Genomic DNA, 21,222 nt, shown 5'->3' with positions numbered 1-21,222 from the left:
TACGAGATCTTGGCAGCGACGTAGTTGAGGCCCCAGGAAAAGGTCAGCCCGACCATGATGGCGGCTGCCGCCAGATCGACCGCGTCACGGCGGTCGAGCGTTTCTGTGGCGATGCCCACCAGCGCTAGTCCTCCGCGCTTTGCTCGTCGAAACCGAGCAAGTTCCAGCTCTGACGCATGTGCGGCGGCATCGGTGCGGTGACGTCGACAAAACCCTTGTCGGGATGCGGGATGACGATGCGGCGCGCGTGCAGATGCAGGCGGTTCTGCATGCCGCCTGGAAAATCCCAATTGGTGTCGGCTTCGAAATATTTGGGGTCGCCGATGATCGGGCAACCGATATGGGCGGCATGAACACGAAGCTGATGGGTGCGCCCGGTATAGGGTTCCATCTCCAGCCAGGACAGGGTCTGCGCCGCCTGCTCGACGATGCGGTAATAGGACACGGCGTGATCAGCGCCCTTTTCGCCATGCTTGGCGATGCGCACACGATCGCCGTCGGGCGTCGGTTCCTTGATCAGCCAGGTCGAGATTTTGTCCTCGCGCTTCGGCGGTACGCCCTTGACCAGCGCCCAGTAGGTTTTCTTCGTCTCACGCGCCCGGAACGCTTCGGCGAGTTTCATGGCGGCGAGCCTTGTACGGGCGACAACCAGCACACCCGACGTGTCGCGGTCGAGCCGGTGCACCAGGCGCGGCTTCTCGCCCTTCTGGTTGCGCCAGGCTTCGAGCATGTCGTCGACGTTGCGGGTGACGCCAGAACCGCCCTGGACCGCCAGGCCGGCCGGCTTGTTGAAGACGAAAACCTTCGGGTCCTCATGGATCAGCATCTTGGCCAAAACGTCGGCGTCGCCCTGGTTGCGGATCGAATGACCGGTGAGCGGGCTTTCGCCTTTCTTGTCGACTTCGAGCGGCGGCACTCGGACCGTCTGGCCGGCTTCGACGCGTGTATCGGCCTTCACCCTGCCGCCGTCGACGCGGATCTGGCCGGAACGCAGCAGCTTCTGCAGATGACCGAAACCGAGACCGGGGAAATGGCTCTTGAACCAGCGGTCGAGCCGCATGCCCGCCTCGCCGGCATCCACTGTGATCTGTTCAACGCCTGTCATGATTCCAATCGCCGTTTTGCAGGCATGCAACGGCATTCGCCGGTACCCGCAATCTCGCTCGGTTATTCGTTGTCGGTTCCATATTGCAGAACCTGAACTTTCTCCAGCGTAATCAAACCACTTGTCATGATTGTTTCAAGCACGGGCAGGAAAGCGGCCAATTTTTTCTCGTCATCGACGATCTCGATGACGAGTGGCAGATCCTCAGATAGGCGGAGGATCTTCGTTGTGTGAAGCCGGCTGGAATGGCCGAACCCCATCGCGCCGCGCAGGACAGTCGCGCCGGCGATCTGCATTTCGCGCGCCCTCAGCACGATGACCTCATACAGCGGACGGCCATCTGCCTTGTCGTTTTCGCCGATAAATATGCGCAGCAATTGTGCCTGTGTTGGTATCTTCATTGCCTGGACCCTCTCAGCCGGTTGAGGCGAACTGCAAAGATGTGGCCAAGCCAGACGGCGGCAAGCCAGGCCACCACTGAGATCGCAATATTGAGTCCCGCCGCCACAAGCCTCCCGCCTTGCGCGAGGGTGAGTGTTTCGAGGCTGAAAGCGGAGAAGGTCGTCAGGCCGCCGCAGAAGCCGGCCATGAAGAACTGGCGCTGCAGCGGACCGGCGAAGACGCGTCCATCGGGTCCCGTCAATGTCGCGTAGAAGCCGATGAGGAATGAGCCGACAATGTTGACGAGGAGCGTGCCGAAAGGGAATCCGGTGCCCCACAGGGCAGTGCTCGTCGATGAGGCAAGCGCCCGCAGCACACCGCCGATCATGCTGCCTGCGGCCACGGTCGCATAGAGCCGAACCGTCTGGCTCCTTCTGCGCCAGCCAATGAGGTGCGCCGCACGCCCCGCCATCCCGTCGTAGCGAAGCTTCTGCGGGCCGCTCACGGCGCCCCGCTGCCAATCAGAAGACTCCCCGCGGCAAAGCCCAGCGTCACCCCGCCGAGGCTCAGGAAAACCGAAAGCAGCACATTTCCGCCGGCGCGCAGCCATTCGCCCTCGCGCGCCAGCGCCAGCGTCTGCAGGCTGAAGGAAGAAACCGTGGTGTAGCAGCCGAGGCCGCCGGTGACGGCAAAGGCCCAGATGGCGGGCATGCCGTCGCGCGCCACTGCATGCGCAACGACGCCGATTGCAAACGCTCCCGAGACGTTGACGGCCATCGTGCCCCAGGGAAAGGTCTCGCCGACCCGGCGGGCGACGAAGCCGGATAGGAAGAAGCGGGCCATTGCACCGATCGCGCCACCAAGGCAGACAAGCAACAGATGATACATCGTGCTTCCTCGCGCCGGTCACACCACAGTGTCAGGCGGCTCCGGCCTTCTTCGGCTTGCTGGAGCCGATCATCTTCCAGTTCTTGTAGAACATGGCATTGATGCGCTCGACGGTGACCGAAACGATGGCGAGAAGAGCGGCGATCAGGCCGGGGAATGGCGATGGCCGGATGATGTCCATGAACACGCAGTAGCGGCGTCCATCATATTCGTTGACCGAGCGGTGCAGCAGCGTGTCGTCGAAAATATAGAGCGGATTGTCATGCCAGTAGTTCCTGGCGTTGTTGCACTCGACGAAAACCTCGGCCTTCACCGGGAGAAGATTGTAGAGAATGCGCAGGCTGAGCCGCAGCGGTCCGAAATGCCAGGAGGTCGATTCCTTGCCCCTGAACACCGACACGGCGATGGTCTTGATATATTTGAAATCCTTGTTGAATTCGGCGACGTTGTCGATCTTGTGCTTGCCGTACCACTGGTAGACATACATGCCGCGCCGGCCGCTGCCGAAATTGGCGTCGATATCGGCGATGATCTCGTCCTTGCGCGCCTTGAAGACGTCGAGAACCTCGTTGACCTCACGCTGATAGTCCGGCGGAAACTGGTCCAGTTTCCAGACACCGCGGTTTCTGTAGCACAGCAGATCGACCAGCAGATTGAAGGGCGAAAGCAGCCAGGTGAAGATGCCGTTGCCGAGGAAATAACCACTGAACAGGGCCCAGTTCTTGTTGTCGTTGCGCAACACGTCGATCAGGCCGAGGACAATGAAAATTGTTGTCAGGATGGGAATGAAATAGAAGCCGAGCGCCAGCAGCGGGATCGCTATGGCGAACTTCCGAAGGGTCTTGCGAGATTTTTTTGTCATTTTTCCACGCGCCGGGCGCGATTCCGTTCTGAATATCGTCGGTACGTTTCTGGCCTGTCCGCCGGCCGAAGGCGCATCTTGATAGGGTTTTTTATCCCGCCAGACAACGGCGATCACACCAGAGTGCGGTCGGCAGCTACTTTTCCCGCTCGCTGCGCAGCTTCGCCCAATAATCCAGCCGCTTCCTGATATCGCGCTCGAAGCCGCGCTCTGGCGGGTCGTAGAATGTCTGCCTTCCCATCTTCTCCGGAAAATAGTCCTGGCCGGAAAAAGCGTCGGGCTCGTCGTGGTCGTAGCGATAGCCGGCGCCGTAATCTTCCTGTTTCATCAGCTTGGTCGGCGCATTGAGGATGTGCTTGGGCGGCAGCAGCGAACCGAATTCCTTCGCTGCCTGTGTGGCGGCCTTGAACGCGGTGTAGACTGCATTGGATTTCGGCGCGGTGGCGAGATAGACGGTCGCCTCGGCGAAGGCCAGTTCGCCCTCGGGCGAGCCCAGATAGTCATAGGCGTCCTTGGCGGCGTTGGCGACGACGAGTGCCTGCGGGTCGGCCAGCCCGATATCCTCCATCGCCATGCGCACCAACCGGCGCCCGAGATAAAGCGGATCCTCGCCGGCGTCGAACATGCGGGCGAGATAGTAGAGTGCCGCGTCGGGGTCGGAGCCGCGCACCGATTTGTGCAAGGCGGAAATCAAATTGTAGTGGCCGTCCTGTCCCTTGTCGTAGATCGGCGCGCGGCGCTGGACGATGCGCTGCAGGGCTTCGGCGCCGAACACCTCCTTTGATTTCGCTGCGCGCCAGACCTCTTCAGCGAGCGTCAGCGCCGCGCGGCCGTCGCCGTCGCTCATGCGGATGAGCATCGCCCGCGCGGCTTCATCGAGCGGCAGCGCCCTGCCCTCTGCCTGCTCGGCCCGCGCCAGCAGCTTGGCGATGCTGTCCTCGCCGAGCGAGTGAAAGACCAGCACACGCGCGCGCGACAACAGCGCGGCGTTAAGCTCGAAGGATGGGTTCTCCGTGGTGGCGCCAACCAGCACGACGGTGCCGTCTTCCATCACGGGCAAAAAACTGTCCTGCTGGGCGCGGTTGAAGCGATGGATCTCGTCAACGAACAGCAGCGTCTGGCGGCCGTTGGAGCGGCGCAGCTTCGCTGCCTCGAACACTTTCTTCAGGTCGGCAACGCCGGAAAAAACGGCCGAGATCTGTTCGAAGGCGAGGCTAGTCTCGCCGGCAAGCAGCCGTGCCACCGTGGTCTTGCCGGTGCCGGGCGGGCCCCAGAAGATCATCGAGCCGAGCGAGCCGGAGCCGATCAGCCGCGTCAGCGCGCCGTCGGGTCCGGTCAGATGCTCCTGACCGACGACCTCGCCGAGGTTCTTTGGGCGCAGACGGTCGGCCAGCGGCCTGCCGGGCGGCGTCTTTTCCGGTTCATCGACACTGAACAGATCGGCCATGCAATTCTTCTGCCTGGAGCCCGATCATGCTGACGGTCGGGCTCAGTAACGCAACACCTGGCGCAGTATCTGCCCGCCGCGCTCGACGGTAAAGCGCCACCAGCGCGTATCCTGCTGGGCTACCTGTTCCAGGGTCGCCGCCTTGTCGATCGTCAGGCCGTTGACCTCACGCACGATGTCGCCCGGCTGGAAGCCAAAATCCGCAGCGGGCGAGTCGCGGTTGATGTCGACCACGGTTACGCCTTTGACATCGGTGCGCAGACCGAGCCGTTGGGCAAGCCGTGGCGACAGTTCGGCAATCTTGGCACCGGAAAACGGGCTGCGGCCGCGCAATGTGAGTTCCGCTGCTTTGGCGCCCTCGGGCGGCCGTTCCAACGCGATGTCCATCGTCGCCTGCTGACCCTTGCTCAGAACGCCGAAGCTGGCATTCGTACCAATCGACAGCGTCGCCATCCGGTAGTCCAGCGCCCCGACGCTCTCGACCGGCTTGCCGTTGAGCGACAGCACTACGTCGCCAGGCTTGAGCCCTGCCTTGGCCGCGGGTCCCGCCTCTTCGACCGAAGAAACCAGCGCGCCGGTCGGTTTGTCCATGCCGAGCGATTCGGCAATCTGCGGCGTGACCGCCTCGAACTCGGCACCGGCATACGGCCGCTCGAAGAAGTCGAGCCCGGCCTTGGCCGCATCGGCGAAAGCGCGGACCATGTTCGAAGGAATGGCAAAGCCGATGCCGATCGAGCCGCCGCTACGGCTATAGATCGCCGTGTTGATGCCGATCAGCTGCCCTCCCATGTTGACCAGCGCGCCACCGGAATTGCCGGGATTGATGGCGGCGTCGGTCTGGATGAAGAAGCTGGAATCGGAGACGCCGATATGGCTGCGCGCCACCGCCGAAATGATGCCGCTGGTGGTGGTCTGGCCGACACCGAACGGATTGCCGATCGCCAGCACCAGATCGCCAACCTCGAGCGCGTCGGAATCGCCGATGGCGATCACCGGAAACGGCTTGTCAGAAGAAATCTTGAGCACGGCAAGATCGAGCGTCTCGTCCTTGAGCAGAACCTTGCTGTCGAATTCGCGCCCGTCGGCGGTCGCAACCTTGACCTGGTCAGCGTCCTTGACGACGTGGAAATTGGTGACCACGATACCGGTCGGGTCGACCAGCACCCCCGAACCGAGCGAAGACTGCGCGCGCGGCTGCGAGCGGCCGAAAAACTCCTCGACAAACGGATCGCCGTCGAAGGGTGACGCCACCTTGGCGGTCTGCGAGGCGTAGACATTGACCACGGCCGGCGCCGTCTGCTTGACCAGCGGCGCGAAGGACAGCTGCACCTCCTCGCGACCGAACGGCACGCGCTTGTCGGGGCCGGAAGTGGCGTTTTCGCCTTCGACACCATGCAGCAGATCGGTCAGCACGTCGGACAGACCGGGATCTGGCTTGGCGTCCTCCGCCAGCGCGTGCCTGGCCGCCGGCACGACGGCCAGCGCCATCAAGGCGCAGATCAGAACAAGAGACAGCCGTTTAACGCGCATTCCGAATCCTCCAAGTCGGGCGCCATTGTCCTGACGATTGTGCAAAATGAAAGGCTAAGCCGCTGAAATCCGATTATTTTGGGTAGTCGCCGCAAAAACCGGTGACAAAACCCCTACCAGCCCTGCCTGGCACCTTCGGAAACAGAAAAAGGGGCCCGCAGGCCCCTTTGAACTTCTCAGAACAACCGAAGCTTATGCAGCTGCGGCCTCCTCTTCGGTGCCTTCGGCCTCGATGCGGGCGCGGTCGCCGGCGCCCTTGGCCGAGGTGTCGCGGTCGACGAACTCGATGACCGCCATTGCCGCGTTGTCACCGTGGCGGAAGCCGGCCTTCATGATGCGCAGATAGCCGCCGTTGCGGGTGGCATAGCGCGGCGCGATGGTATCGAACAGGCGCTTGACAACGCCTTCATTGCCGATCTGGGCAATCACCTGGCGGCGGGCATGCAGGTCGCCGCGCTTGCCGAGCGTCACCAGCTTCTCGACGATCGGACGCAAATCCTTCGCCTTCGGCAGCGTGGTGAGGATCTGCTCGTGCTCGATAAGCGACACGGCAAGGTTGGCAAACATCGATTTGCGATGGCTTATGCTGCGGGCGAACCGGCGGCCTTTAAATCCGTGGCGCATGGCTCTTCTCCTGGTGTTGTGGGCGGTTGGCCCGGCTGTTTCGTTTTGTGAATGGTGAATAGTGAATGGTGAATGGAAGAGCTCTACCTCTCCGAAGTCGCCGACCGGCGACCATTCACCATTTCACCATTCTCAATTCACCGGTCAGTATTGGTCTTCGTAACGCTTGGCGAGGTCTTCGATGTTTTCCGGCGGCCAGTCCGGCACTTCCATGCCGAGATGCAGGCCCATCGCCGCCAGGACTTCCTTGATCTCGTTCAGCGACTTGCGGCCGAAGTTCGGGGTGCGCAGCATCTCGGCTTCGGTCTTCTGGATCAGGTCGCCGATATAGACGATGTTGTCGTTCTTCAGGCAGTTGGCCGAACGCACCGAAAGCTCGAGCTCGTCGACCTTCTTGAGCAGCGCCGGGTTGAAGGCAAGCTCGGTAACCTGTTCGGCGGCGACTTCCTTCTGCGGCTCGTCGAAATTGACGAACAGGCCGAGCTGGTCCTGCAGGATGCGAGCGGCGAAGGCCACCGCGTCCTCGCCCGAAATCGAACCGTCGGTCTCGATGGTCATGGTCAGCTTGTCATAGTCGAGAACCTGGCCCTCGCGGGTGTTCTCAACCTTGTAGGAGACCTTCTTGACCGGCGAATACAGGCTGTCGACGGGGATCAGCCCGATCGGCGCGTCCTCGGCGCGGTTGCGGTCGGCCGGCACATAGCCCTTGCCGGTGTCGACGGTGAATTCCATGCGGATTTCAGCGCCTTCGTCCAGCGTGCAGATGACGTGGTCGGGATTGAGGATCTCGACGTCGCCGACCGTCTGGATGTCGCCGGCGAGAACCGCGCCCGGTCCCTGCTTGCGAACGACCATGCGCTTGGGGCCGTCGCCTTCCATGCGGATGGCGATTTCCTTGATGTTCAAAACGATGTCGGTCACGTCCTCGCGGACGCCGGCGATGGACGAGAATTCATGCAGAACGCCATCGATCTGCACGGCGGTCACAGCCGCGCCACGCAGCGAAGACAGAAGCACGCGGCGCAGCGCGTTGCCGAGGGTGAGGCCGAAGCCGCGCTCGAGCGGCTCTGCGACCAGCGTGGTCAGCGTCTTCTTCTTCGACGAGAACTCGATCTTGTTCGGCTTGATCAGTTCTTGCCAATTTTTCTGGATCATAGTGCTTTCCTTCCGTTGTCCCGCCACCATCCAATCGTGGCGGGCGACCTGGAATGCCGTGGAGGAGCGCCTTGAGGCGCTCGCACGGCGTTCGGTAAATTCTTTAGACGCGGCGCTTCTTGCGCGGGCGGCAGCCATTGTGCGGGATCGGCGTCACATCACGGATCGAGGTGATGGTGAAGCCGGCTGCCTGCAGCGCGCGAAGCGCCGATTCACGACCGGAGCCTGGTCCACAGACCTCGACCTCGAGCATGCGCATGCCGTGTTCCTGGGCCTTCTTGGCAACATCTTCTGCGGCCATCTGGGCAGCGAAAGGCGTCGACTTGCGCGATCCCTTGAAGCCCTGGGCTCCGGCCGACGACCAGGCAATCGAGTTGCCCTGCGCGTCGGTGATAGTGATCATCGTGTTGTTGAAGGTCGAATTGACGTGGGCAACGCCCGACGAGATGTTCTTGCGTTCGCGACGGCGAACACGAGCGGCTTCCTTGGCCATGATAGTCCTTTCAGTTGATCTCTACACCGCCGTAATGCCAGCGGCTCCACCAGGGAGAAGGCAGTAGGGGAATATGGCAGTAGGGCAGTATGTCTGCCGTTCCTATTGCCTTACTGCCCTACTCCCTTACTGCCCTAAATTACTTCTTCTTTCCGGCAATCGACTTGGCCGGGCCCTTGCGGGTGCGCGCATTGGTATGCGTGCGCTGACCACGAACCGGCAGCGAGCGGCGGTGACGCAGGCCGCGGTAGCAGCCGAGGTCCATGAGCCGCTTGATGTTCATCGACACTTCACGGCGCAGGTCGCCCTCGACCTGGTAATCGCGGTCGATAGTCTCGCGGATCTGCAGCACTTCCGCGTCGGTCAGCTGGTTGACGCGGCGCTCGGCCGGGATGCCGACCTTGTCGACGATCTCCTGGGCGAACTTCTTGCCAATGCCGTGAATATATTGAAGCGCAATGACGACGCGCTTGTTGGTCGGAATGTTGACGCCGGCTATACGAGCCATGTTCTTCTCTTCTCCATATAGGCCGGACGAGCCGGCGCTTCAAGTTGCCCCGCGTCCGGTGGAGGCCGGCCCTTGCAGGAGTTTCCAGTTCAAAGCGGCCTGCCTTGCCCTTGCGGACAAGCAAGCCTCATGCCTGATAGGAAGACGGGCCGCCATACCCCAGCGGACCGCTCCAGTCAAGCGCAATCGTTCGATTCTCTAGCCGGCCGCCTGGCCAACTTTCCGGGTCGTCGCCCTGAGGACCGCCTCGATCTGCTGCGTCACCGCATCGATGTCGGCCATGCCATCGACGCCCCTGAGTTTGCCCTTGGCGTAGTAGTAGCCGATCAGCGGCGAGGTTTTCTTGTAATATTCCCTCAAGCGTTCTTCGAACACCGCTGGACTGTCGTCCTTGCGCACCGGCAGGCCTGCGGCCTTGGCTTCTTCGGCGCGCTTGACGATTCGGCCAACCAACGCCTTGTCGTCGACGACAAATTCGATGACCGCGTCGAGCTCCAGTCCGCGATCCGACAGCATTTCCTCAACGGCGTCCGCTTGCACCAGGGTTCGCGGGTATCCGTCAAGGATGAAGCCATTTGCGCAATCAGCTTGATCGATGCGCTCAGCCACGATGGCGTTGACGATAGCGTCGGACACCAGTTCGCCAGCGTCCATCACCGCCTTGGCGCGTTTGCCGACTTCGGTGCCGGCCTGAACAGCAGCACGCAGCATGTCCCCCGTGGAAAGCTGTGGGATGCCGTGTCGTTCTACCAGTCTCAGTGCTTGTGTCCCCTTGCCCGCCCCCGGCGGTCCAAGCAATATCAACCTCATCTGGCCTTTTTCCCCCCGCGCAGCTTCGACTTCTTGATCAGGCCCTCATACTGGTGCGCGATCAGGTGACCCTGAATCTGCGCCACCGTATCGAGCGTTACACTGACCACGATCAGGAGCGAAGTGCCACCAAGGTAGAACGGTACGCCAGTCGCTGAAATCAGGAACTCAGGCAGCAGACAGACCAGCACCAGATAAATGGCGCCGACGACGGTGATGCGGGTGAGCACATAGTCGATATAATCCGCAGTGCGCTCGCCCGGACGATAGCCCGGGATGAAGCCCGAATGCTTCTTGAGCTGGTCGGCGGTGTCCTTCGGATTGAAGACGATCGCCGTATAGAAGAAGGCGAAGAACACGATCATCGCCGCGTAGAAGGCCATATAGAGCGGCTGGCCGTGGCCGAGCGCCGCTAGGATGGTGCTGGCCCAGGCAGGCATGTTGGTCGTCTGTGAGAAGCCGGCAACCGTTGCCGGAAGCAGCAGCAGCGACGAGGCGAAGATCGGCGGAATGACGCCGGAGGTGTTGAGCTTAAGCGGCAGATGCGAGGTATCGCCCTGGAACATGCGATTGCCGACCTGGCGCTTGGGATACTGGATCAGCAGGCGGCGCTGCGCGCGCTCGAAGAAGACGATCAGCGCGATGACGATGATGGCCAGCACGATGATTGCCAGGATCAGGCCGGTCGACAGGGCGCCGGTGCGGCCAAGCTCCAGCGTGCCGGAGATGGCGCGCGGCAAGCCGGCGACAATGCCGGAGAAGATGATCAGCGAAATACCGTTGCCGATGCCGCGAGCGGTGATCTGCTCGCCAAGCCACATCAGGAACATGGTGCCGCCAACCAGCGTGACGACGGTAGAGATGCGGAAGAACATGCCGGGATCGTTGACGATGCCGTTGCCGCCCTCAAGCCCGACCGAAATGCCGTAGGCCTGAACCAGCGCCAGAAGCACGGTGCCGTAGCGCGTGTACTGGTTGATGATCTTGCGGCCCTGCTCGCCTTCCTTCTTCAGCGCTTCCAGCGATGGAATGACCGAGGTCATCAGCTGCATGATGATTGAAGCGGAGATATAGGGCATGATGCCAAGGGCAAAGATCGCCATGCGCTGCACGGCGCCGCCGGCGAACATGTTGAACATGCCGAGCACGCCCTTGCTCTGCGACGAGAAGGCCTGGGCGAAAGCGTCGGGATTGATGCCGGGCAGCGGGATATAGGTGCCAAGACGGTAGACGAGCAGCGCGCCGATGGTGAACCAGATGCGCTTCTTCAGATCCTCGGCTTTGGCGAAGGCCGAAAAATTCAGATTCGAGGCTAGTTGTTCAGCAGCCGAAGCCATGCCTGATTCTCCGCTTGGTCACGCTCGATGCCCGCAGCTCAGGCGGCGCGTGTCACCGAAGCTCACGAGATAAGCTCCGGACTGCAAACATGCAAGCGGCCGCGTTGATGCGGCCGCCACATCTGTCGGATCAAAGCACGACCGAAGGCAAAACCGAATTCCACCTTTGCCGACCGTGCTTCAAATTGCCGTTACTCGGCGGCTGCCTTCTCAGGCAGCTTCACCGAGCCGCCGGCCTTTTCGATCTTCTCGATCGCGGCCTTGGAGGCTCCGGCCACGTCGAAGGCAAGCTTGGCCTTGATGTCGCCGTCCGAAAGGATGCGCACGCCGTCCTTGACCCGACGGATGACGCCGGCCGCAACCAGCGCCTCGGCCGTCACAACAGTCTTAGCGTCGAGCTTCTTGGCATCGAGCGCCGCCTGGATGCGGGCCAGCGACACGACGGTGAAGCTCTTGGCGAAGATATTGTTGAAGCCGCGCTTCGGCAGGCGGCGGTAGAGCGGCATCTGGCCACCCTCGAAGCCGTTGACGGCGACGCCGGAGCGCGCCTTCTGGCCCTTGACGCCGCGACCCGCGGTCTTGCCCGAACCGGAACCGATGCCACGGCCAAGACGCTTCTTGGAATGCGTCGCGCCGTCGTTGTCACGCAGATCGTTAAGTTTCATCTGGGTTCTCCTGCGCTTTGGCTCAGCCCTCGTCCACGACGCGGACGAGATGCTGGACGGCAGCGATCATGCCGCGCACCGAGGGCGTATCCTCAAGCGTGCGCTGCTTGTGCATCTTGTTGAGGCCGAGGCCGACCAGCGTTGCGCGCTGCTCCTTCGGCCGGCGGATCGGCGAACCGATCTGCTCGACGGTGATGGTCTTGGTTGCTTTCTTGGCCATGGTCAGATCCCTGGTCAGCGTCGACTATTCTTCAGTCGCAACGGCGGTGCCGCGGCGGGCCTGAAGGGTCGAATACTTGATGCCGCGCGCGGCAGCCACATCCTTCGGATGCATCTGGCTCTTCAGCGCGTCGAAAGTGGCGCGAACCATGTTGTAGGGGTTCGAAGAACCCATCGACTTGGCGACCACGTCATGCATGCCGAGAGTCTCGAAAACGGCGCGCATCGGGCCGCCGGCGATGATGCCGGTACCTTGCTTGGCGGCGCGCAGCAGAACACGTCCCGCGCCCCAGCGTCCCTCGACGTCATGGTGCAGCGTGCGGCCCGAGCGCAGCGGCACGAAAATCATGTCGCGCTTGGCCGATTCGGTCGCCTTGCGGATCGCCTCCGGCACTTCGCGTGCCTTGCCGTGGCCGAAGCCGACACGGCCCTTCTGGTCGCCGACGACGACGAGTGCCGCAAAGCCGAAGCGCCGGCCGCCCTTGACGACCTTGGCGACACGGTTGATGTGGACGAGCTTGTCGACCATGCCGTCATCGCGCTCTTCGCGATCACGGCCGCGGCCGCCATCCCTACGTTCCTGTGCCATATCCTGTTCCTTGTTTTTTTCCGGAAGCACGGTTGATGATGATATCCGGCACCTCTGTGGGTCGCCGGGGGCGAATTTCGTTTTTAGAAGCTCAGACCACCTTCACGGGCAGCCTCGGCCAGCGCCTTGACGCGGCCGTGATAGATGTAGGCGCCGCGGTCGAAGACGACTTCCTTGACGCCGGCCTTCGAGGCACGCTCGGCGATCAGCTTTCCGATGGCAGCTGCGGCCGCGGTGTCGGCGCCGGTCTTGAGCGAACCCTTGAGCTCCTTCTCGAGCGTCGAGGCAGCAGCGATGGTGTGGCCCTTGGCGTCGTCGATCACCTGGACGTAGATGTTCTTCGACGTGCGATGGACCGACAGGCGCGGGCGATCGCCGGCAACCTTCTTGATTTGGCGGCGGACGCGCTGAGCGCGGCGTTGGGTGGATTCTTTCGAGCCCATGATGTCAGTTCCTTGCCTTCAAAAAACGGGGGCAACCATATGCGGTAGGACAAGCCTCCCGCGACCGCTCCCCGCGGCGTTAAAATTACTTCTTCTTGCCTTCCTTGCGGACGATCTTCTCGCCAGCATAGCGAACGCCCTTGCCCTTGTAGGGCTCGGGGCTGCGATACTCGCGGATTTCGGCGGCAACCTGGCCGACCTGCTGCTTGTCGATGCCGGTCACCGTGATTTCCGTCGGCTTCGGCACCGAAATCGTCACGCCCTGCGGCGTCTCGTAGACGACGTCGTGGCTGAAGCCTAGCGCCAGCTGCAGGTTCTTGCCCTGCATGGCGGCGCGATAGCCGACGCCGGTGATCTCGAGCTTCTTTTCGAAGCCGTCCTTGACGCCCTGCAGGATGTTGACGATCTGCGTGCGCGACATGCCCCATTTGGAGCGGGCGGTCTTGGTCTGGTCGCGCGGCTGGACAGCGATCTCGCTGCCTTCCATCTTGACCAGCACTTCGTCGTTCACCACGAACTTCAGCTCGCCCTTCGGACCCTTCGCCGTCACGGTCTGGCCGTTGACGGTCGCGGTCACGCCCTGCGGCAGCGAAACGGGTTTCTTTCCAATACGAGACATTTTGTTGTCCTCGTCACTTCTCTTGTTTCAGGTCTCAGCTTTCGGGACTTGATCCCGAAAACCTGTTTCCAACCGGGTCACATACCAGATCAGAAGATCTGGCAGAGGATTTCCCCGCCGACATTCTGTTCACGCGCTTCGTGGTCGGCCATCACGCCCTTCGGCGTCGAAAGGATGGCGATGCCGAGGCCGTTGGCGACGTGCGGTATCGACTTGGCCGAAACGTAGACGCGGCGGCCGGGCTTCGAGACCCGGGCGATTTCGCGCACCACCGGCGCACCGTCGAAATACTTCAGCTCGATCTCGATTTCGGACTTGCCGTTGTCGAAGTCGGTCTGGCTGTAGTCGCGGATATAGCCTTCGGCCTTCAGCACGTCGAGGACGCGGGTGCGCAGGCGCGAAGCCGGCGTCGAAACGCTCGACTTCTTACGGCCGTACGCGTTGCGGATGCGGGTCAGCATATCGCCGAGAGGATCGCTCAATGACATGTTATGTCCTCCTTACCAGCTCGACTTGACCAGGCCCGGGATCTGGCCGTTATTGCCGAGATCACGAAGCGCGATGCGCGATACTTTGAGCTTGCGATAATAGGCACGCGGGCGTCCGGTGACTTCGCAGCGGTTGCGGATGCGGGTCTTGGCCGAGTTGCGCGGCAGCGCCGAAAGCTTCAGCTGGGCGCGGAAGCGCTCTTCCATCGGCTTGGACTGATCCATGATGATCGCCTTGAGCACCTTGCGCTTGGCAGCGAACTGGTCCGCAAGCTTGCGGCGCCTGTTGTTCTTCTCGACTGAGCTGGTCTTTGCCATTTCAGATTTTTCCTTTTCTCGCTGCCGTTACTGGCGGAAGGGGAAGTTGAAGGCCTTGAGCAATGCCCTGGCTTCGTCGTCCGTCTTCGCAGTCGTACAAACGATGACGTCCATGCCCCAGATCTGATCAACCTTGTCGTAGTTGATCTCCGGAAACACGATGTGTTCCTTGATGCCCATGGCATAGTTGCCACGGCCATCGAAGCTCTTCGGGTTGAGCCCGCGGAAGTCGCGGACGCGCGGCAGTGCGATGTTCACGAGGCGGTCGAGGAACTCGTACATGCGTTCCTTGCGCAGCGTGACCTTGGCGCCGATCGGCATCTTCTCGCGGACCTTGAAGCCGGCGATCGAGTTGCGGGCGCGGGTGACAACGGCCTTCTGGCCGGCGATCATTGCAAGGTCTTCCGCCGCGATCGAAGGCTTCTTCGAATCGCCGGTTGCCTCGCCGACGCCCATGTTCAGGACGATCTTGTCGATGCGCGGAACCTGCATTTCGTTCTCGTAGCCGAACTGCTCCTGCAGCGCCTTGCGAATGGTCTCGTTGTAGACCTGCTTGAGGCGCGGCGTGTTCTGGGCAGTTGCCTGCTTGGTTTGAGCCTTAGCCATTGATGACTTCTCCCGAGCGCTTGGCGACGCGCACCTTCTTGCCGTCCTTCTGGAAGATGAAGCCGACGCGGGTCGGCTTGCCATCCTTGGGGTCGGCCAGCGCGATGTTCGACAGCTGGATCGGCGCTTCCTTGGTGATGATCCCGCCCTCTTGGGACTGGGACTGCTTCTGGTGACGACGGATCAGGTTGACGCCGCGCACCAGCGCGGTGTCATCCTTCGGCTGCACCGAAAGGACTTCGCCCGAACGGCCCTTGTCCTTGCCGGCCAGCACGACGACCTTGTCGCCTTTTCTAATCTTTTGCATTGGTCCGGCTCCTTACAGCACTTCAGGCGCGAGCGAGATGATCTTCATGTGGTTCTTGGCGCGGAGTTCGCGCGGAACCGGTCCGAAGATACGCGTGCCGATCGGCTCTTTCTTGTTGTCGACGAGAACGGCTGCGTTCTTGTCGAAACGGATCACGCTGCCGTCCGGGCGGCGGATGTCTTTGGCCGTGCGAACCACGACCGCCTTCATCACATCGCCCTTCTTGACGCGGCCGCGCGGGATGGCTTCCTTGATCGACACCACGATGATGTCGCCCACGGAAGCGTATTTCCGCTTCGAGCCGCCCAGCACCTTGATGCACATGACACGACGGGCGCCGGAATTATCCGCGACGTCGAGGTTTGTTTGCATCTGAATCATGACTGGCCGCCTTCTTCTTTTCTAACGGGACGGGTTTCTCACCCCTCCCCGGTCTGTCCAAAATTCGTTTCGTTCGCCCTGATCAGGCCTGGTCCGAAGACACCACGACCCAGCGCTTGTCCTTGGAAATCGGCTTCGATTCCTGGATGAACACCTGATCGCCGACCTTGTGGGCGTTGTTCTCGTCGTGCGCCTTGTACTTCTTGGTCATGCGCACGGTCTTCTTCATCACGGGATGCGTGAAGCGCCGTTCGACCTTGACGACAACCGTCTTCTCGTTCTTGTCGCTGACGACGGTGCCCTGCAGAATGCGCTTTGGCATGGTTTTCGTCCTTAAGCCTTCTTGGCCGCGGACTTTTCCGCAGCGATGGTCTTGATACGCGCAATGTCCTTGCGGACCTGCCTCACGCGCGCGGTCTTCTCAAGCTGGCCAGTGGCCTTCTGGAAGCGCAGGTTGAACTGCTCCTTCTTCAGGCTGGCCAGGTCGTCGGTCAGCTGGTCCTGGGTCTTGGTCCGGATGTCTTCGGCTTTCATGATCAGCCCGTCCTTATTCTGCGATGCGCTGTACGAAGCGCGTCCTGACCGAGAGCTTGGCCGCGCCGAGACGCAGCGCCTCACGGGCGGTTTCCTCGTTGACGCCGTCGATCTCGAACATGATGCGGCCCGGCTTGACGCGCGCCGCCCAGTAGTCGACCGCACCCTTGCCCTTGCCCATGCGGACTTCGGTCGGCTTCGACGTCACCGGCACGTCCGGGAAGATACGGATCCAGACGCGGCCGGCGCGCTTCATCTCACGGGTGATCGCGCGGCGGGCCGCCTCGATCTCACGCGCGGTGACGCGGTTCGGCTCAAGCGCCTTCAGCCCGAAACCACCGAAATCCAGGTTGGTGCCGCCCTTGGCGGTACCGTGGATGCGGCCCTTGAACTGCTTGCGGAACTTTGTGCGCTTTGGCTGCAGCATCGTTCTAACTCCAAATTCCTAAATGTCTTACGCGTTTTCGCGACGGCGACCGCGTTCGCGCTCACCACCACCGCCATGCGCATGATCGCCCTCGGTGGCGCGGCGCTCCGAAGCCATCGGGTCGTGTTCGAGGATCTCGCCCTTGAACACCCAGACCTTGACGCCGCAGATACCGTAGGCCGTATTCGCCTCGGCCGTGCCGTAGTCGACGTCGGCACGCAGCGTATGCAGCGGCACGCGGCCCTCGCGGTACCATTCCATGCGCGCGATCTCGGCGCCGCCGAGACGGCCGGCGCAGTTGATGCGGATGCCTTCGGCACCGAGGCGCATCGCTGACTGCACGGCGCGCTTCATGGCGCGGCGGAACGCGATGCGGCGCTCGAGCTGCTGGGCGATCGACTGGGCGACCAGGGTCGCGTCGATCTCCGGCTTGCGCACTTCGACGATGTTCAGATGCGTCTCGGACTTGGTCATCTCCATCAGCTTCTTGCGAAGCTTCTCGATGTCGGCGCCCTTCTTGCCGATGATCAAGCCCGGACGCGCCGCATGGATGGTGACGCGGCACTTCTTGTGCGGACGCTCGATCACGACCTTCGAGATCGCAGCCTGCTTGAGTTCCTTCTCAAGGTATTTGCGGATCTTGATGTCCTCGTGCAGCAGCTTGCCGTACTCGCCGGTGTTCGCGAACCAGCGCGAATCCCAGGTGCGGTTGATGCCGAGACGCAGACCGATCGGATTGACTTTCTGGCCCATTATGCGGCCTCCCCTTTTTCTTCGACTTCACGAACGACGATCGTGAGGTGCGAGAACGGCTTCTCGATACGGCTGGCGCGACCACGGCCACGGGCATGGAACCGCTTCATGACGATCGACTTGCCGACATAGGCTTCCGCCACAATCAGCGCATCGACGTCGAGGTCGTGGTTGTTTTCCGCGTTGGCGATCGCCGATTCCAGCGTCTTCTTGACCGTGCCGGAAATCCGCTTGGCCGAGAATTCGAGGTCGGAAAGCGCTGTCGCGACCTTCTTGCCGCGGATCAGCGCGGCAACCAGGTTCAGCTTCTGCGGGCTGATACGGATCGTGCGCAACACGGCGCGCGCTTCGTTGTCAGCAAGCCTGCGCGGAGCTTTGGCCTTGCCCATGATTATTTCCTCTTCGCCTTCTTATCCGCGCCGTGACCGTAATAGGTCCGGGTCGGAGCGAATTCACCGAACTTGTGACCGACCATGTCCTCGTTCACCGAGACGGGAACGTGCTTCTGGCCGTTGTAGACACCGAAGGTGAAGCCGACGAACTGCGGCAAGATGGTGGAGCGGCGGCTCCACATCTTGATCACCTCATTGCGACCACCTTCACGAACCTTGTCCACCTTCTTCAGAAGGTAGCCGTCGATGAAGGGGCCTTTCCAAATCGAACGAGTCACTTGGCGTTACCTCTTCTTAGCTCTTGCGCTGATGGCGCGAGCGCAGGATGAACTTGTCGGTCGCCTTGTTGGACCGCGTCTTCTTGCCCTTGGTCGGCTTGCCCCAGGGCGAAACCGGATGGCGGCCACCCGAGGTGCGGCCTTCGCCGCCGCCATGTGGATGGTCGACCGGGTTCATGGTCACGCCGCGATTGTGCGGACGTTTGCCACGCCACACGGTGCGGCCTGCCTTGCCGTCATTGATGTTGCCGTGGTCCGGGTTGGACACGGCACCGACAGTGGCCATGCAGGAGCCGTGGACGACACGCTGCTCGCCCGAGTTGAGGCGCAGGATCGCCATGCCCTGGTCGCGACCGACGAGCTGGCCATAACCACCGGCCGAACGGGCGACCTGAGCGCCCTTGCCGGGCTTCAGCTCGATATTATGGACGATCGTGCCGACCGGCATCGAGGCCAGCGGCATCGCATTGCCCGGCTTCACGTCGACCGATTCACCGGCCACGATCTTGTCGCCGGGAGCCAGACGCTGCGGGGCGATGATGTAGGACAGCTCGCCATCGTCATACTTGATCAGCGCGATGAAGGCGGTGCGGTTCGGATCGTACTCGATACGCTCTACCGTGCCGACGACGTCGAACTTGCGGCGCTTGAAGTCGATGATACGGTAGGTGCGCTTGTGACCGCCGCCGATGAAGCGGGCCGTGATGCGGCCGTAATTGTTGCGGCCGCCCGACTTGGTCAGGCCTTCGGTCAGGCCCTTGACGGGCTTGCCCTTGTAGAGGCCCGAGCGGTCGACGATGACCAGCTGACGGGTGCTCGGCGTTACCGGGTTGAATTTTTTCAGTGCCATTGTTCTGTCCTCGCGACCTTGCTCAGAGACCCGTCGCGACGTCGATCGACTGGCCGTCGGCCAGCGTCACAACCGCCTTCTTGACGTCGCTCTGGCGGCCGATCGTGCCGCGGAAGCGCTTGATCTTGCCCTTGCGGACAAGCGTGTTCACGGCCATCACCTTGACGCCGAACAGCGCTTCGACGGCGGCCTTGATTTCCGGCTTCGACGCCTTCTTGGCGACATTGAAGACGACCTGGTTCTGCTCGGAAGCCATGGTCGACTTTTCGGTGATCGCCGGCGAGACGATCACGTCGTAGTGACGAAGGTCGGTCATTTGAAGCGCTCCTCGAGAGCCTCGACGGCGGCCTTGGAAAGGACCAGCGTGCCGCGGCGCAGAATGTCGTAGACGTTGATGCCCTGGATGGGCAGCACGTCGATGTTCGGGATATTGGTCGCCGCCAGCTTGAAATTCTTGTCAAGCTCGGCGCCGCCGATCACCAGGGCGTTGCTCAGGCCCAGCGTCGCGAAATTCGCGATCAGTGCCTTGGTCTTGGCCTCGGTCAGCTTCAGCTCGTCGATGATGATGATCGACGCGCTCTTGGCCTTGGCCGAAAGCGCATGCTTGAGACCGAGCGCACGAACCTTCTTCGGCAGATCGTGCTCGTGGCTGCGCACAACCGGGCCGTGGGCCTTGCCGCCGCCGCGGAACTGCGGAGCGCGAGCCGAATGGTGACGGGCGCGGCCGGTACCCTTCTGCTTGTACATCTTGGCGCCGGTGCGCGCGATTTCCGCGCGACCCTTGGCCTTGTGCGTGCCCTGCTGCTTCTTGGCAAGCTGCCAGCGCACGACGCGCTGCAGGATGTCCTCGCGCGGATCAAGGCCGAAAATCTCTTCGGAGAGCTTCAGCTTGCCGGCGTCCTTGCCGCCAAGCGTTGTAATCTTGAGGTCCATTATTCCGCTCCCTCTGTGGCCGGGGCCTCGTTCGTGGCGGCACCATCGGTCGCAACGGCGCGGATCGCGGCGGGCTTCGGCGCATTGGCCGGAAGCGCCACCTTGGCCGCGTCGCGGACCAGGATCCATGCACCCTTCGAACCCGGGACCGCACCGCGGATCAGGATCAGGCCGCGATCGGCGTCGGTCGAGACGACCTCGACATTCTGCGTGGTGACGCGGGTATCGCCCATGTGGCCGGCCATATGCTTGCCCTTGAACACCTTGCCCGGATCCTGGCGCTGGCCGGTCGAGCCGTGTGTACGGTGCGACACCGAGTTGCCGTGCGTCGCGCGGCCGCCACCCATGTGGTGCCGCTTGATGACGCCCTGGAAGCCCTTGCCGATCGTGGTTCCCGTCACATCGACCTTCTGGCCGACGACGAAATGCTCGACGGTGATCTCGGCGCCGACATCGATCATGTTGTCGGCGGAGACGCGGAACTCGGCAACCTTGGCCTTGGGCTCGACGGAAGCGGTCGCGAAATGGCCGCGCATCGCCTTCGACGTGTTCTTCACCTTGGCAAGGCCAACGCCGAGCTGGACGGCGGTATAGCCGTTCTTCTCCTGCGTGCGCTGCGCCACGACCTGGCAGTTCTCCATCTGGAGAACAGTGACGGGAACATGTTCCCCGGCATCGTTGTAGATGCGGGTCATTCCCACCTTCTTTGCAATCACACCTGAACGCATCGGTTCAATTCCTTTAGAGTTCCCTGTCGGGGCTGTCGCCCCTCCACGCCTCTTGTTCCTTCAGAGTTCCGGGTCGCCCCGCTGACCTCTGGTTCCTTAGAGCTTGATCTCGACGTCGACACCGGCGGCCAGGTCGAGCTTCATCAAAGCATCGACCGTTTGCGGGGTCGGGTCGACGATGTCGAGCAGACGCTTGTGCGTGCGCATCTCGAACTGCTCGCGGCTCTTCTTGTCGACGTGAGGCGACCGGTTGACCGTGAACTTTTCGATCCGCGTCGGCAGCGGAATGGGGCCGCGGACGTTGGCGCCGGTGCGCTTGGCGGTCGACACGATTTCCCGTGTCGAGGCGTCGAGCACCCGGTGATCAAACGCCTTCAGGCGGATGCGGATATTCTGTCCGTTCATGCGTCACTTCCTTGTTCTGGCGCGGCGCGGGCAGCGCCCGCGACAGATCGGTTTAAGTCCAAATTACTCTTTGATGGTGACGACGATGCCGGCACCGACGGTGCGGCCGCCTTCACGGATGGCGAAGCGCAGCTTCTCTTCCATGGC

At 62.1% G+C, this 21,222-nt stretch carries 35 protein-coding genes and 1 pseudogene; all 36 read right to left on the bottom strand.

The features are described from left to right. Positions 1-113 (bottom strand): annotated as a pseudogene (locus tag NKI95_RS32650) (EamA/RhaT family transporter); the annotation flags it as partial. 11 nt (positions 114-124) lie between these two features. After that, positions 125-1,105: an RluA family pseudouridine synthase gene (locus tag NKI95_RS32645; protein WP_352721959.1), complete on the bottom strand. Its 981-nt coding sequence runs from the start codon at positions 1,103-1,105 to the stop codon at positions 125-127. Positions 1,106-1,167: 62 nt separating this feature from the next. Next, on the bottom strand, positions 1,168-1,506 hold the full coding sequence (locus tag NKI95_RS32640; protein ID WP_352721957.1) for a DUF190 domain-containing protein: 339 nt from the start codon (positions 1,504-1,506) through the stop codon (positions 1,168-1,170). Next, complete coding sequence (gene crcB / locus NKI95_RS32635) at positions 1,503-1,958, bottom strand: fluoride efflux transporter CrcB (RefSeq protein WP_352721961.1); 456 nt, start codon at positions 1,956-1,958, stop codon at positions 1,503-1,505. The genes NKI95_RS32640 and crcB (NKI95_RS32635) overlap by 4 nt, the downstream gene beginning before the upstream one ends. 29 nt (positions 1,959-1,987) lie before the next feature. After that, positions 1,988-2,374, bottom strand: coding sequence for a fluoride efflux transporter CrcB (gene crcB, locus NKI95_RS32630; RefSeq protein ID WP_352721955.1), 387 nt, complete (start codon positions 2,372-2,374; stop codon positions 1,988-1,990). Between the two features lie 31 nt (positions 2,375-2,405). Beyond that, on the bottom strand, positions 2,406-3,236 hold the full coding sequence (locus NKI95_RS32625) for an aspartyl/asparaginyl beta-hydroxylase domain-containing protein (protein ID WP_352721953.1): 831 nt from the start codon (positions 3,234-3,236) through the stop codon (positions 2,406-2,408). Positions 3,237-3,372: 136 nt separating this feature from the next. Then, positions 3,373-4,683: a replication-associated recombination protein A gene (locus NKI95_RS32620; RefSeq protein WP_352721951.1), complete on the bottom strand. Its 1,311-nt coding sequence runs from the start codon at positions 4,681-4,683 to the stop codon at positions 3,373-3,375. Between the two features lie 42 nt (positions 4,684-4,725). Continuing rightward, positions 4,726-6,213: a DegQ family serine endoprotease gene (locus tag NKI95_RS32615; protein ID WP_352721949.1), complete on the bottom strand. Its 1,488-nt coding sequence runs from the start codon at positions 6,211-6,213 to the stop codon at positions 4,726-4,728. 192 nt (positions 6,214-6,405) lie between these two features. Then, complete coding sequence (rplQ, locus tag NKI95_RS32610) at positions 6,406-6,837, bottom strand: 50S ribosomal protein L17 (RefSeq protein ID WP_023675127.1); 432 nt, start codon at positions 6,835-6,837, stop codon at positions 6,406-6,408. A gap of 144 nt (positions 6,838-6,981) precedes the next feature. Then, the gene (locus NKI95_RS32605; protein ID WP_023675128.1) at positions 6,982-7,992 is read right to left on the bottom strand and encodes a DNA-directed RNA polymerase subunit alpha; all 1,011 of its coding nucleotides are present in this window, start codon (positions 7,990-7,992) and stop codon (positions 6,982-6,984) included. Between the two features lie 103 nt (positions 7,993-8,095). Further along, on the bottom strand, positions 8,096-8,485 hold the full coding sequence (gene rpsK, locus NKI95_RS32600) for a 30S ribosomal protein S11 (protein WP_006205444.1): 390 nt from the start codon (positions 8,483-8,485) through the stop codon (positions 8,096-8,098). A gap of 139 nt (positions 8,486-8,624) precedes the next feature. Further along, entirely contained in the window at positions 8,625-8,993 is a 369-nt protein-coding gene (rpsM, locus tag NKI95_RS32595) for a 30S ribosomal protein S13 (protein ID WP_006205445.1), read from the bottom strand. 198 nt (positions 8,994-9,191) lie between these two features. Further along, positions 9,192-9,803, bottom strand: a complete 612-nt coding sequence (locus NKI95_RS32590; RefSeq protein ID WP_352684844.1) for an adenylate kinase — start codon at positions 9,801-9,803, stop codon at positions 9,192-9,194. Continuing rightward, a complete protein-coding gene (secY, locus tag NKI95_RS32585; RefSeq protein WP_023675130.1) occupies positions 9,800-11,140 on the bottom strand; it encodes a preprotein translocase subunit SecY in 1,341 nt (446 codons plus the stop codon). The genes NKI95_RS32590 and secY overlap by 4 nt, the downstream gene beginning before the upstream one ends. A gap of 191 nt (positions 11,141-11,331) precedes the next feature. Continuing rightward, on the bottom strand, positions 11,332-11,805 hold the full coding sequence (rplO, locus tag NKI95_RS32580; RefSeq protein ID WP_352721947.1) for a 50S ribosomal protein L15: 474 nt from the start codon (positions 11,803-11,805) through the stop codon (positions 11,332-11,334). A 22-nt stretch (positions 11,806-11,827) separates the two neighbouring features. After that, on the bottom strand, positions 11,828-12,025 hold the full coding sequence (rpmD, locus tag NKI95_RS32575; protein WP_006205449.1) for a 50S ribosomal protein L30: 198 nt from the start codon (positions 12,023-12,025) through the stop codon (positions 11,828-11,830). Positions 12,026-12,049: 24 nt separating this feature from the next. Beyond that, the gene (gene rpsE / locus NKI95_RS32570; protein ID WP_006205450.1) at positions 12,050-12,613 is read right to left on the bottom strand and encodes a 30S ribosomal protein S5; all 564 of its coding nucleotides are present in this window, start codon (positions 12,611-12,613) and stop codon (positions 12,050-12,052) included. Positions 12,614-12,696: 83 nt separating this feature from the next. After that, positions 12,697-13,056 carry a 50S ribosomal protein L18 gene (rplR, locus tag NKI95_RS32565; protein WP_023675132.1) on the bottom strand — a complete coding sequence of 120 codons (360 nt, stop codon included), beginning with the start codon at positions 13,054-13,056 and terminating at the stop codon, positions 12,697-12,699. An 85-nt stretch (positions 13,057-13,141) separates the two neighbouring features. Then, the gene (rplF, locus tag NKI95_RS32560) at positions 13,142-13,675 is read right to left on the bottom strand and encodes a 50S ribosomal protein L6 (RefSeq protein WP_023675133.1); all 534 of its coding nucleotides are present in this window, start codon (positions 13,673-13,675) and stop codon (positions 13,142-13,144) included. 89 nt (positions 13,676-13,764) lie between these two features. After that, complete coding sequence (gene rpsH / locus NKI95_RS32555; protein WP_006205453.1) at positions 13,765-14,163, bottom strand: 30S ribosomal protein S8; 399 nt, start codon at positions 14,161-14,163, stop codon at positions 13,765-13,767. Between the two features lie 12 nt (positions 14,164-14,175). Continuing rightward, positions 14,176-14,481, bottom strand: a complete 306-nt coding sequence (gene rpsN, locus NKI95_RS32550) for a 30S ribosomal protein S14 (protein ID WP_023675134.1) — start codon at positions 14,479-14,481, stop codon at positions 14,176-14,178. Positions 14,482-14,508: 27 nt separating this feature from the next. Further along, entirely contained in the window at positions 14,509-15,087 is a 579-nt protein-coding gene (rplE, locus tag NKI95_RS32545) for a 50S ribosomal protein L5 (RefSeq protein ID WP_008875670.1), read from the bottom strand. After that, positions 15,080-15,394, bottom strand: a complete 315-nt coding sequence (gene rplX / locus NKI95_RS32540) for a 50S ribosomal protein L24 (RefSeq protein ID WP_254817150.1) — start codon at positions 15,392-15,394, stop codon at positions 15,080-15,082. Before rplX ends, rplE begins: the two co-directional genes overlap by 8 nt. Positions 15,395-15,406: 12 nt before the next feature. Then, positions 15,407-15,775, bottom strand: coding sequence for a 50S ribosomal protein L14 (gene rplN, locus NKI95_RS32535; protein ID WP_006205457.1), 369 nt, complete (start codon positions 15,773-15,775; stop codon positions 15,407-15,409). A gap of 82 nt (positions 15,776-15,857) precedes the next feature. Next, positions 15,858-16,097: a 30S ribosomal protein S17 gene (rpsQ, locus tag NKI95_RS32530; RefSeq protein ID WP_023675136.1), complete on the bottom strand. Its 240-nt coding sequence runs from the start codon at positions 16,095-16,097 to the stop codon at positions 15,858-15,860. An 11-nt stretch (positions 16,098-16,108) separates the two neighbouring features. Continuing rightward, entirely contained in the window at positions 16,109-16,309 is a 201-nt protein-coding gene (rpmC, locus tag NKI95_RS32525) for a 50S ribosomal protein L29 (RefSeq protein WP_006205459.1), read from the bottom strand. Positions 16,310-16,322: 13 nt separating this feature from the next. Beyond that, complete coding sequence (rplP, locus tag NKI95_RS32520; protein ID WP_006205460.1) at positions 16,323-16,736, bottom strand: 50S ribosomal protein L16; 414 nt, start codon at positions 16,734-16,736, stop codon at positions 16,323-16,325. Positions 16,737-16,763: 27 nt separating this feature from the next. After that, positions 16,764-17,489 (bottom strand): 30S ribosomal protein S3, encoded by a 726-nt coding sequence (rpsC, locus tag NKI95_RS32515; protein ID WP_023675137.1) that lies wholly within the window; start codon positions 17,487-17,489, stop codon positions 16,764-16,766. After that, positions 17,489-17,878, bottom strand: a complete 390-nt coding sequence (gene rplV, locus NKI95_RS32510) for a 50S ribosomal protein L22 (protein ID WP_006205462.1) — start codon at positions 17,876-17,878, stop codon at positions 17,489-17,491. The genes rpsC and rplV overlap by 1 nt, the downstream gene beginning before the upstream one ends. 2 nt (positions 17,879-17,880) lie before the next feature. Further along, positions 17,881-18,159, bottom strand: a complete 279-nt coding sequence (rpsS, locus tag NKI95_RS32505; protein ID WP_006205463.1) for a 30S ribosomal protein S19 — start codon at positions 18,157-18,159, stop codon at positions 17,881-17,883. A 16-nt stretch (positions 18,160-18,175) separates the two neighbouring features. Beyond that, positions 18,176-19,009, bottom strand: coding sequence for a 50S ribosomal protein L2 (gene rplB, locus NKI95_RS32500; RefSeq protein WP_023675138.1), 834 nt, complete (start codon positions 19,007-19,009; stop codon positions 18,176-18,178). A 22-nt stretch (positions 19,010-19,031) separates the two neighbouring features. After that, positions 19,032-19,325 carry a 50S ribosomal protein L23 gene (locus NKI95_RS32495; RefSeq protein ID WP_006205465.1) on the bottom strand — a complete coding sequence of 98 codons (294 nt, stop codon included), beginning with the start codon at positions 19,323-19,325 and terminating at the stop codon, positions 19,032-19,034. After that, on the bottom strand, positions 19,322-19,942 hold the full coding sequence (rplD, locus tag NKI95_RS32490; protein WP_023675140.1) for a 50S ribosomal protein L4: 621 nt from the start codon (positions 19,940-19,942) through the stop codon (positions 19,322-19,324). Before rplD ends, NKI95_RS32495 begins: the two co-directional genes overlap by 4 nt. Next, positions 19,942-20,670 (bottom strand): 50S ribosomal protein L3, encoded by a 729-nt coding sequence (gene rplC / locus NKI95_RS32485; protein WP_023675141.1) that lies wholly within the window; start codon positions 20,668-20,670, stop codon positions 19,942-19,944. The genes rplD and rplC overlap by 1 nt, the downstream gene beginning before the upstream one ends. Before the next feature lie 96 nt (positions 20,671-20,766). After that, positions 20,767-21,075, bottom strand: a complete 309-nt coding sequence (gene rpsJ / locus NKI95_RS32480; RefSeq protein ID WP_006205468.1) for a 30S ribosomal protein S10 — start codon at positions 21,073-21,075, stop codon at positions 20,767-20,769. A 63-nt stretch (positions 21,076-21,138) separates the two neighbouring features. Then, the coding region (locus NKI95_RS32475) for an EF-Tu C-terminal domain-related protein (protein ID WP_455749504.1) at positions 21,139-21,222 on the bottom strand (84 nt) is incomplete at its 5' end.

Source organism: Mesorhizobium sp. M0306 (assembly GCF_040321655.1).
In the GTDB taxonomy this organism is placed as follows: Bacteria; Pseudomonadota; Alphaproteobacteria; order Rhizobiales; family Rhizobiaceae; genus Mesorhizobium.
The sequence above is the reverse complement of the archived record's forward strand: the minus strand, read 5'-3'. Positions and strand labels throughout refer to the sequence as shown.

Coding starts and splice junctions, on each gene's coding strand:
- NKI95_RS32645 (WP_352721959.1), bottom strand. CDS start 1,105: ATGACAGGCGTTGAACAGATCACAGTGGATGCCGGCGAGGCGGGCATG.
- NKI95_RS32640 (WP_352721957.1), bottom strand. CDS start 1,506: ATGAAGATACCAACACAGGCACAATTGCTGCGCATATTTATCGGCGAA.
- crcB (WP_352721961.1), bottom strand. CDS start 1,958: ATGGCGGGGCGTGCGGCGCACCTCATTGGCTGGCGCAGAAGGAGCCAG.
- crcB (WP_352721955.1), bottom strand. CDS start 2,374: ATGTATCATCTGTTGCTTGTCTGCCTTGGTGGCGCGATCGGTGCAATG.
- NKI95_RS32625 (WP_352721953.1), bottom strand. CDS start 3,236: ATGACAAAAAAATCTCGCAAGACCCTTCGGAAGTTCGCCATAGCGATC.
- NKI95_RS32620 (WP_352721951.1), bottom strand. CDS start 4,683: ATGGCCGATCTGTTCAGTGTCGATGAACCGGAAAAGACGCCGCCCGGC.
- NKI95_RS32615 (WP_352721949.1), bottom strand. CDS start 6,213: ATGCGCGTTAAACGGCTGTCTCTTGTTCTGATCTGCGCCTTGATGGCG.
- rplQ (WP_023675127.1), bottom strand. CDS start 6,837: ATGCGCCACGGATTTAAAGGCCGCCGGTTCGCCCGCAGCATAAGCCAT.
- NKI95_RS32605 (WP_023675128.1), bottom strand. CDS start 7,992: ATGATCCAGAAAAATTGGCAAGAACTGATCAAGCCGAACAAGATCGAG.
- rpsK (WP_006205444.1), bottom strand. CDS start 8,485: ATGGCCAAGGAAGCCGCTCGTGTTCGCCGTCGCGAACGCAAGAACATC.
- rpsM (WP_006205445.1), bottom strand. CDS start 8,993: ATGGCTCGTATAGCCGGCGTCAACATTCCGACCAACAAGCGCGTCGTC.
- NKI95_RS32590 (WP_352684844.1), bottom strand. CDS start 9,803: ATGAGGTTGATATTGCTTGGACCGCCGGGGGCGGGCAAGGGGACACAA.
- secY (WP_023675130.1), bottom strand. CDS start 11,140: ATGGCTTCGGCTGCTGAACAACTAGCCTCGAATCTGAATTTTTCGGCC.
- rplO (WP_352721947.1), bottom strand. CDS start 11,805: ATGAAACTTAACGATCTGCGTGACAACGACGGCGCGACGCATTCCAAG.
- rpmD (WP_006205449.1), bottom strand. CDS start 12,025: ATGGCCAAGAAAGCAACCAAGACCATCACCGTCGAGCAGATCGGTTCG.
- rpsE (WP_006205450.1), bottom strand. CDS start 12,613: ATGGCACAGGAACGTAGGGATGGCGGCCGCGGCCGTGATCGCGAAGAG.
- rplR (WP_023675132.1), bottom strand. CDS start 13,056: ATGGGCTCGAAAGAATCCACCCAACGCCGCGCTCAGCGCGTCCGCCGC.
- rplF (WP_023675133.1), bottom strand. CDS start 13,675: ATGTCTCGTATTGGAAAGAAACCCGTTTCGCTGCCGCAGGGCGTGACC.
- rpsH (WP_006205453.1), bottom strand. CDS start 14,163: ATGTCATTGAGCGATCCTCTCGGCGATATGCTGACCCGCATCCGCAAC.
- rpsN (WP_023675134.1), bottom strand. CDS start 14,481: ATGGCAAAGACCAGCTCAGTCGAGAAGAACAACAGGCGCCGCAAGCTT.
- rplE (WP_008875670.1), bottom strand. CDS start 15,087: ATGGCTAAGGCTCAAACCAAGCAGGCAACTGCCCAGAACACGCCGCGC.
- rplX (WP_254817150.1), bottom strand. CDS start 15,394: ATGCAAAAGATTAGAAAAGGCGACAAGGTCGTCGTGCTGGCCGGCAAG.
- rplN (WP_006205457.1), bottom strand. CDS start 15,775: ATGATTCAGATGCAAACAAACCTCGACGTCGCGGATAATTCCGGCGCC.
- rpsQ (WP_023675136.1), bottom strand. CDS start 16,097: ATGCCAAAGCGCATTCTGCAGGGCACCGTCGTCAGCGACAAGAACGAG.
- rpmC (WP_006205459.1), bottom strand. CDS start 16,309: ATGAAAGCCGAAGACATCCGGACCAAGACCCAGGACCAGCTGACCGAC.
- rplP (WP_006205460.1), bottom strand. CDS start 16,736: ATGCTGCAGCCAAAGCGCACAAAGTTCCGCAAGCAGTTCAAGGGCCGC.
- rpsC (WP_023675137.1), bottom strand. CDS start 17,489: ATGGGCCAGAAAGTCAATCCGATCGGTCTGCGTCTCGGCATCAACCGC.
- rplV (WP_006205462.1), bottom strand. CDS start 17,878: ATGGGCAAGGCCAAAGCTCCGCGCAGGCTTGCTGACAACGAAGCGCGC.
- rplB (WP_023675138.1), bottom strand. CDS start 19,009: ATGGCACTGAAAAAATTCAACCCGGTAACGCCGAGCACCCGTCAGCTG.
- NKI95_RS32495 (WP_006205465.1), bottom strand. CDS start 19,325: ATGACCGACCTTCGTCACTACGACGTGATCGTCTCGCCGGCGATCACC.
- rplD (WP_023675140.1), bottom strand. CDS start 19,942: ATGGACCTCAAGATTACAACGCTTGGCGGCAAGGACGCCGGCAAGCTG.
- rplC (WP_023675141.1), bottom strand. CDS start 20,670: ATGCGTTCAGGTGTGATTGCAAAGAAGGTGGGAATGACCCGCATCTAC.
- rpsJ (WP_006205468.1), bottom strand. CDS start 21,075: ATGAACGGACAGAATATCCGCATCCGCCTGAAGGCGTTTGATCACCGG.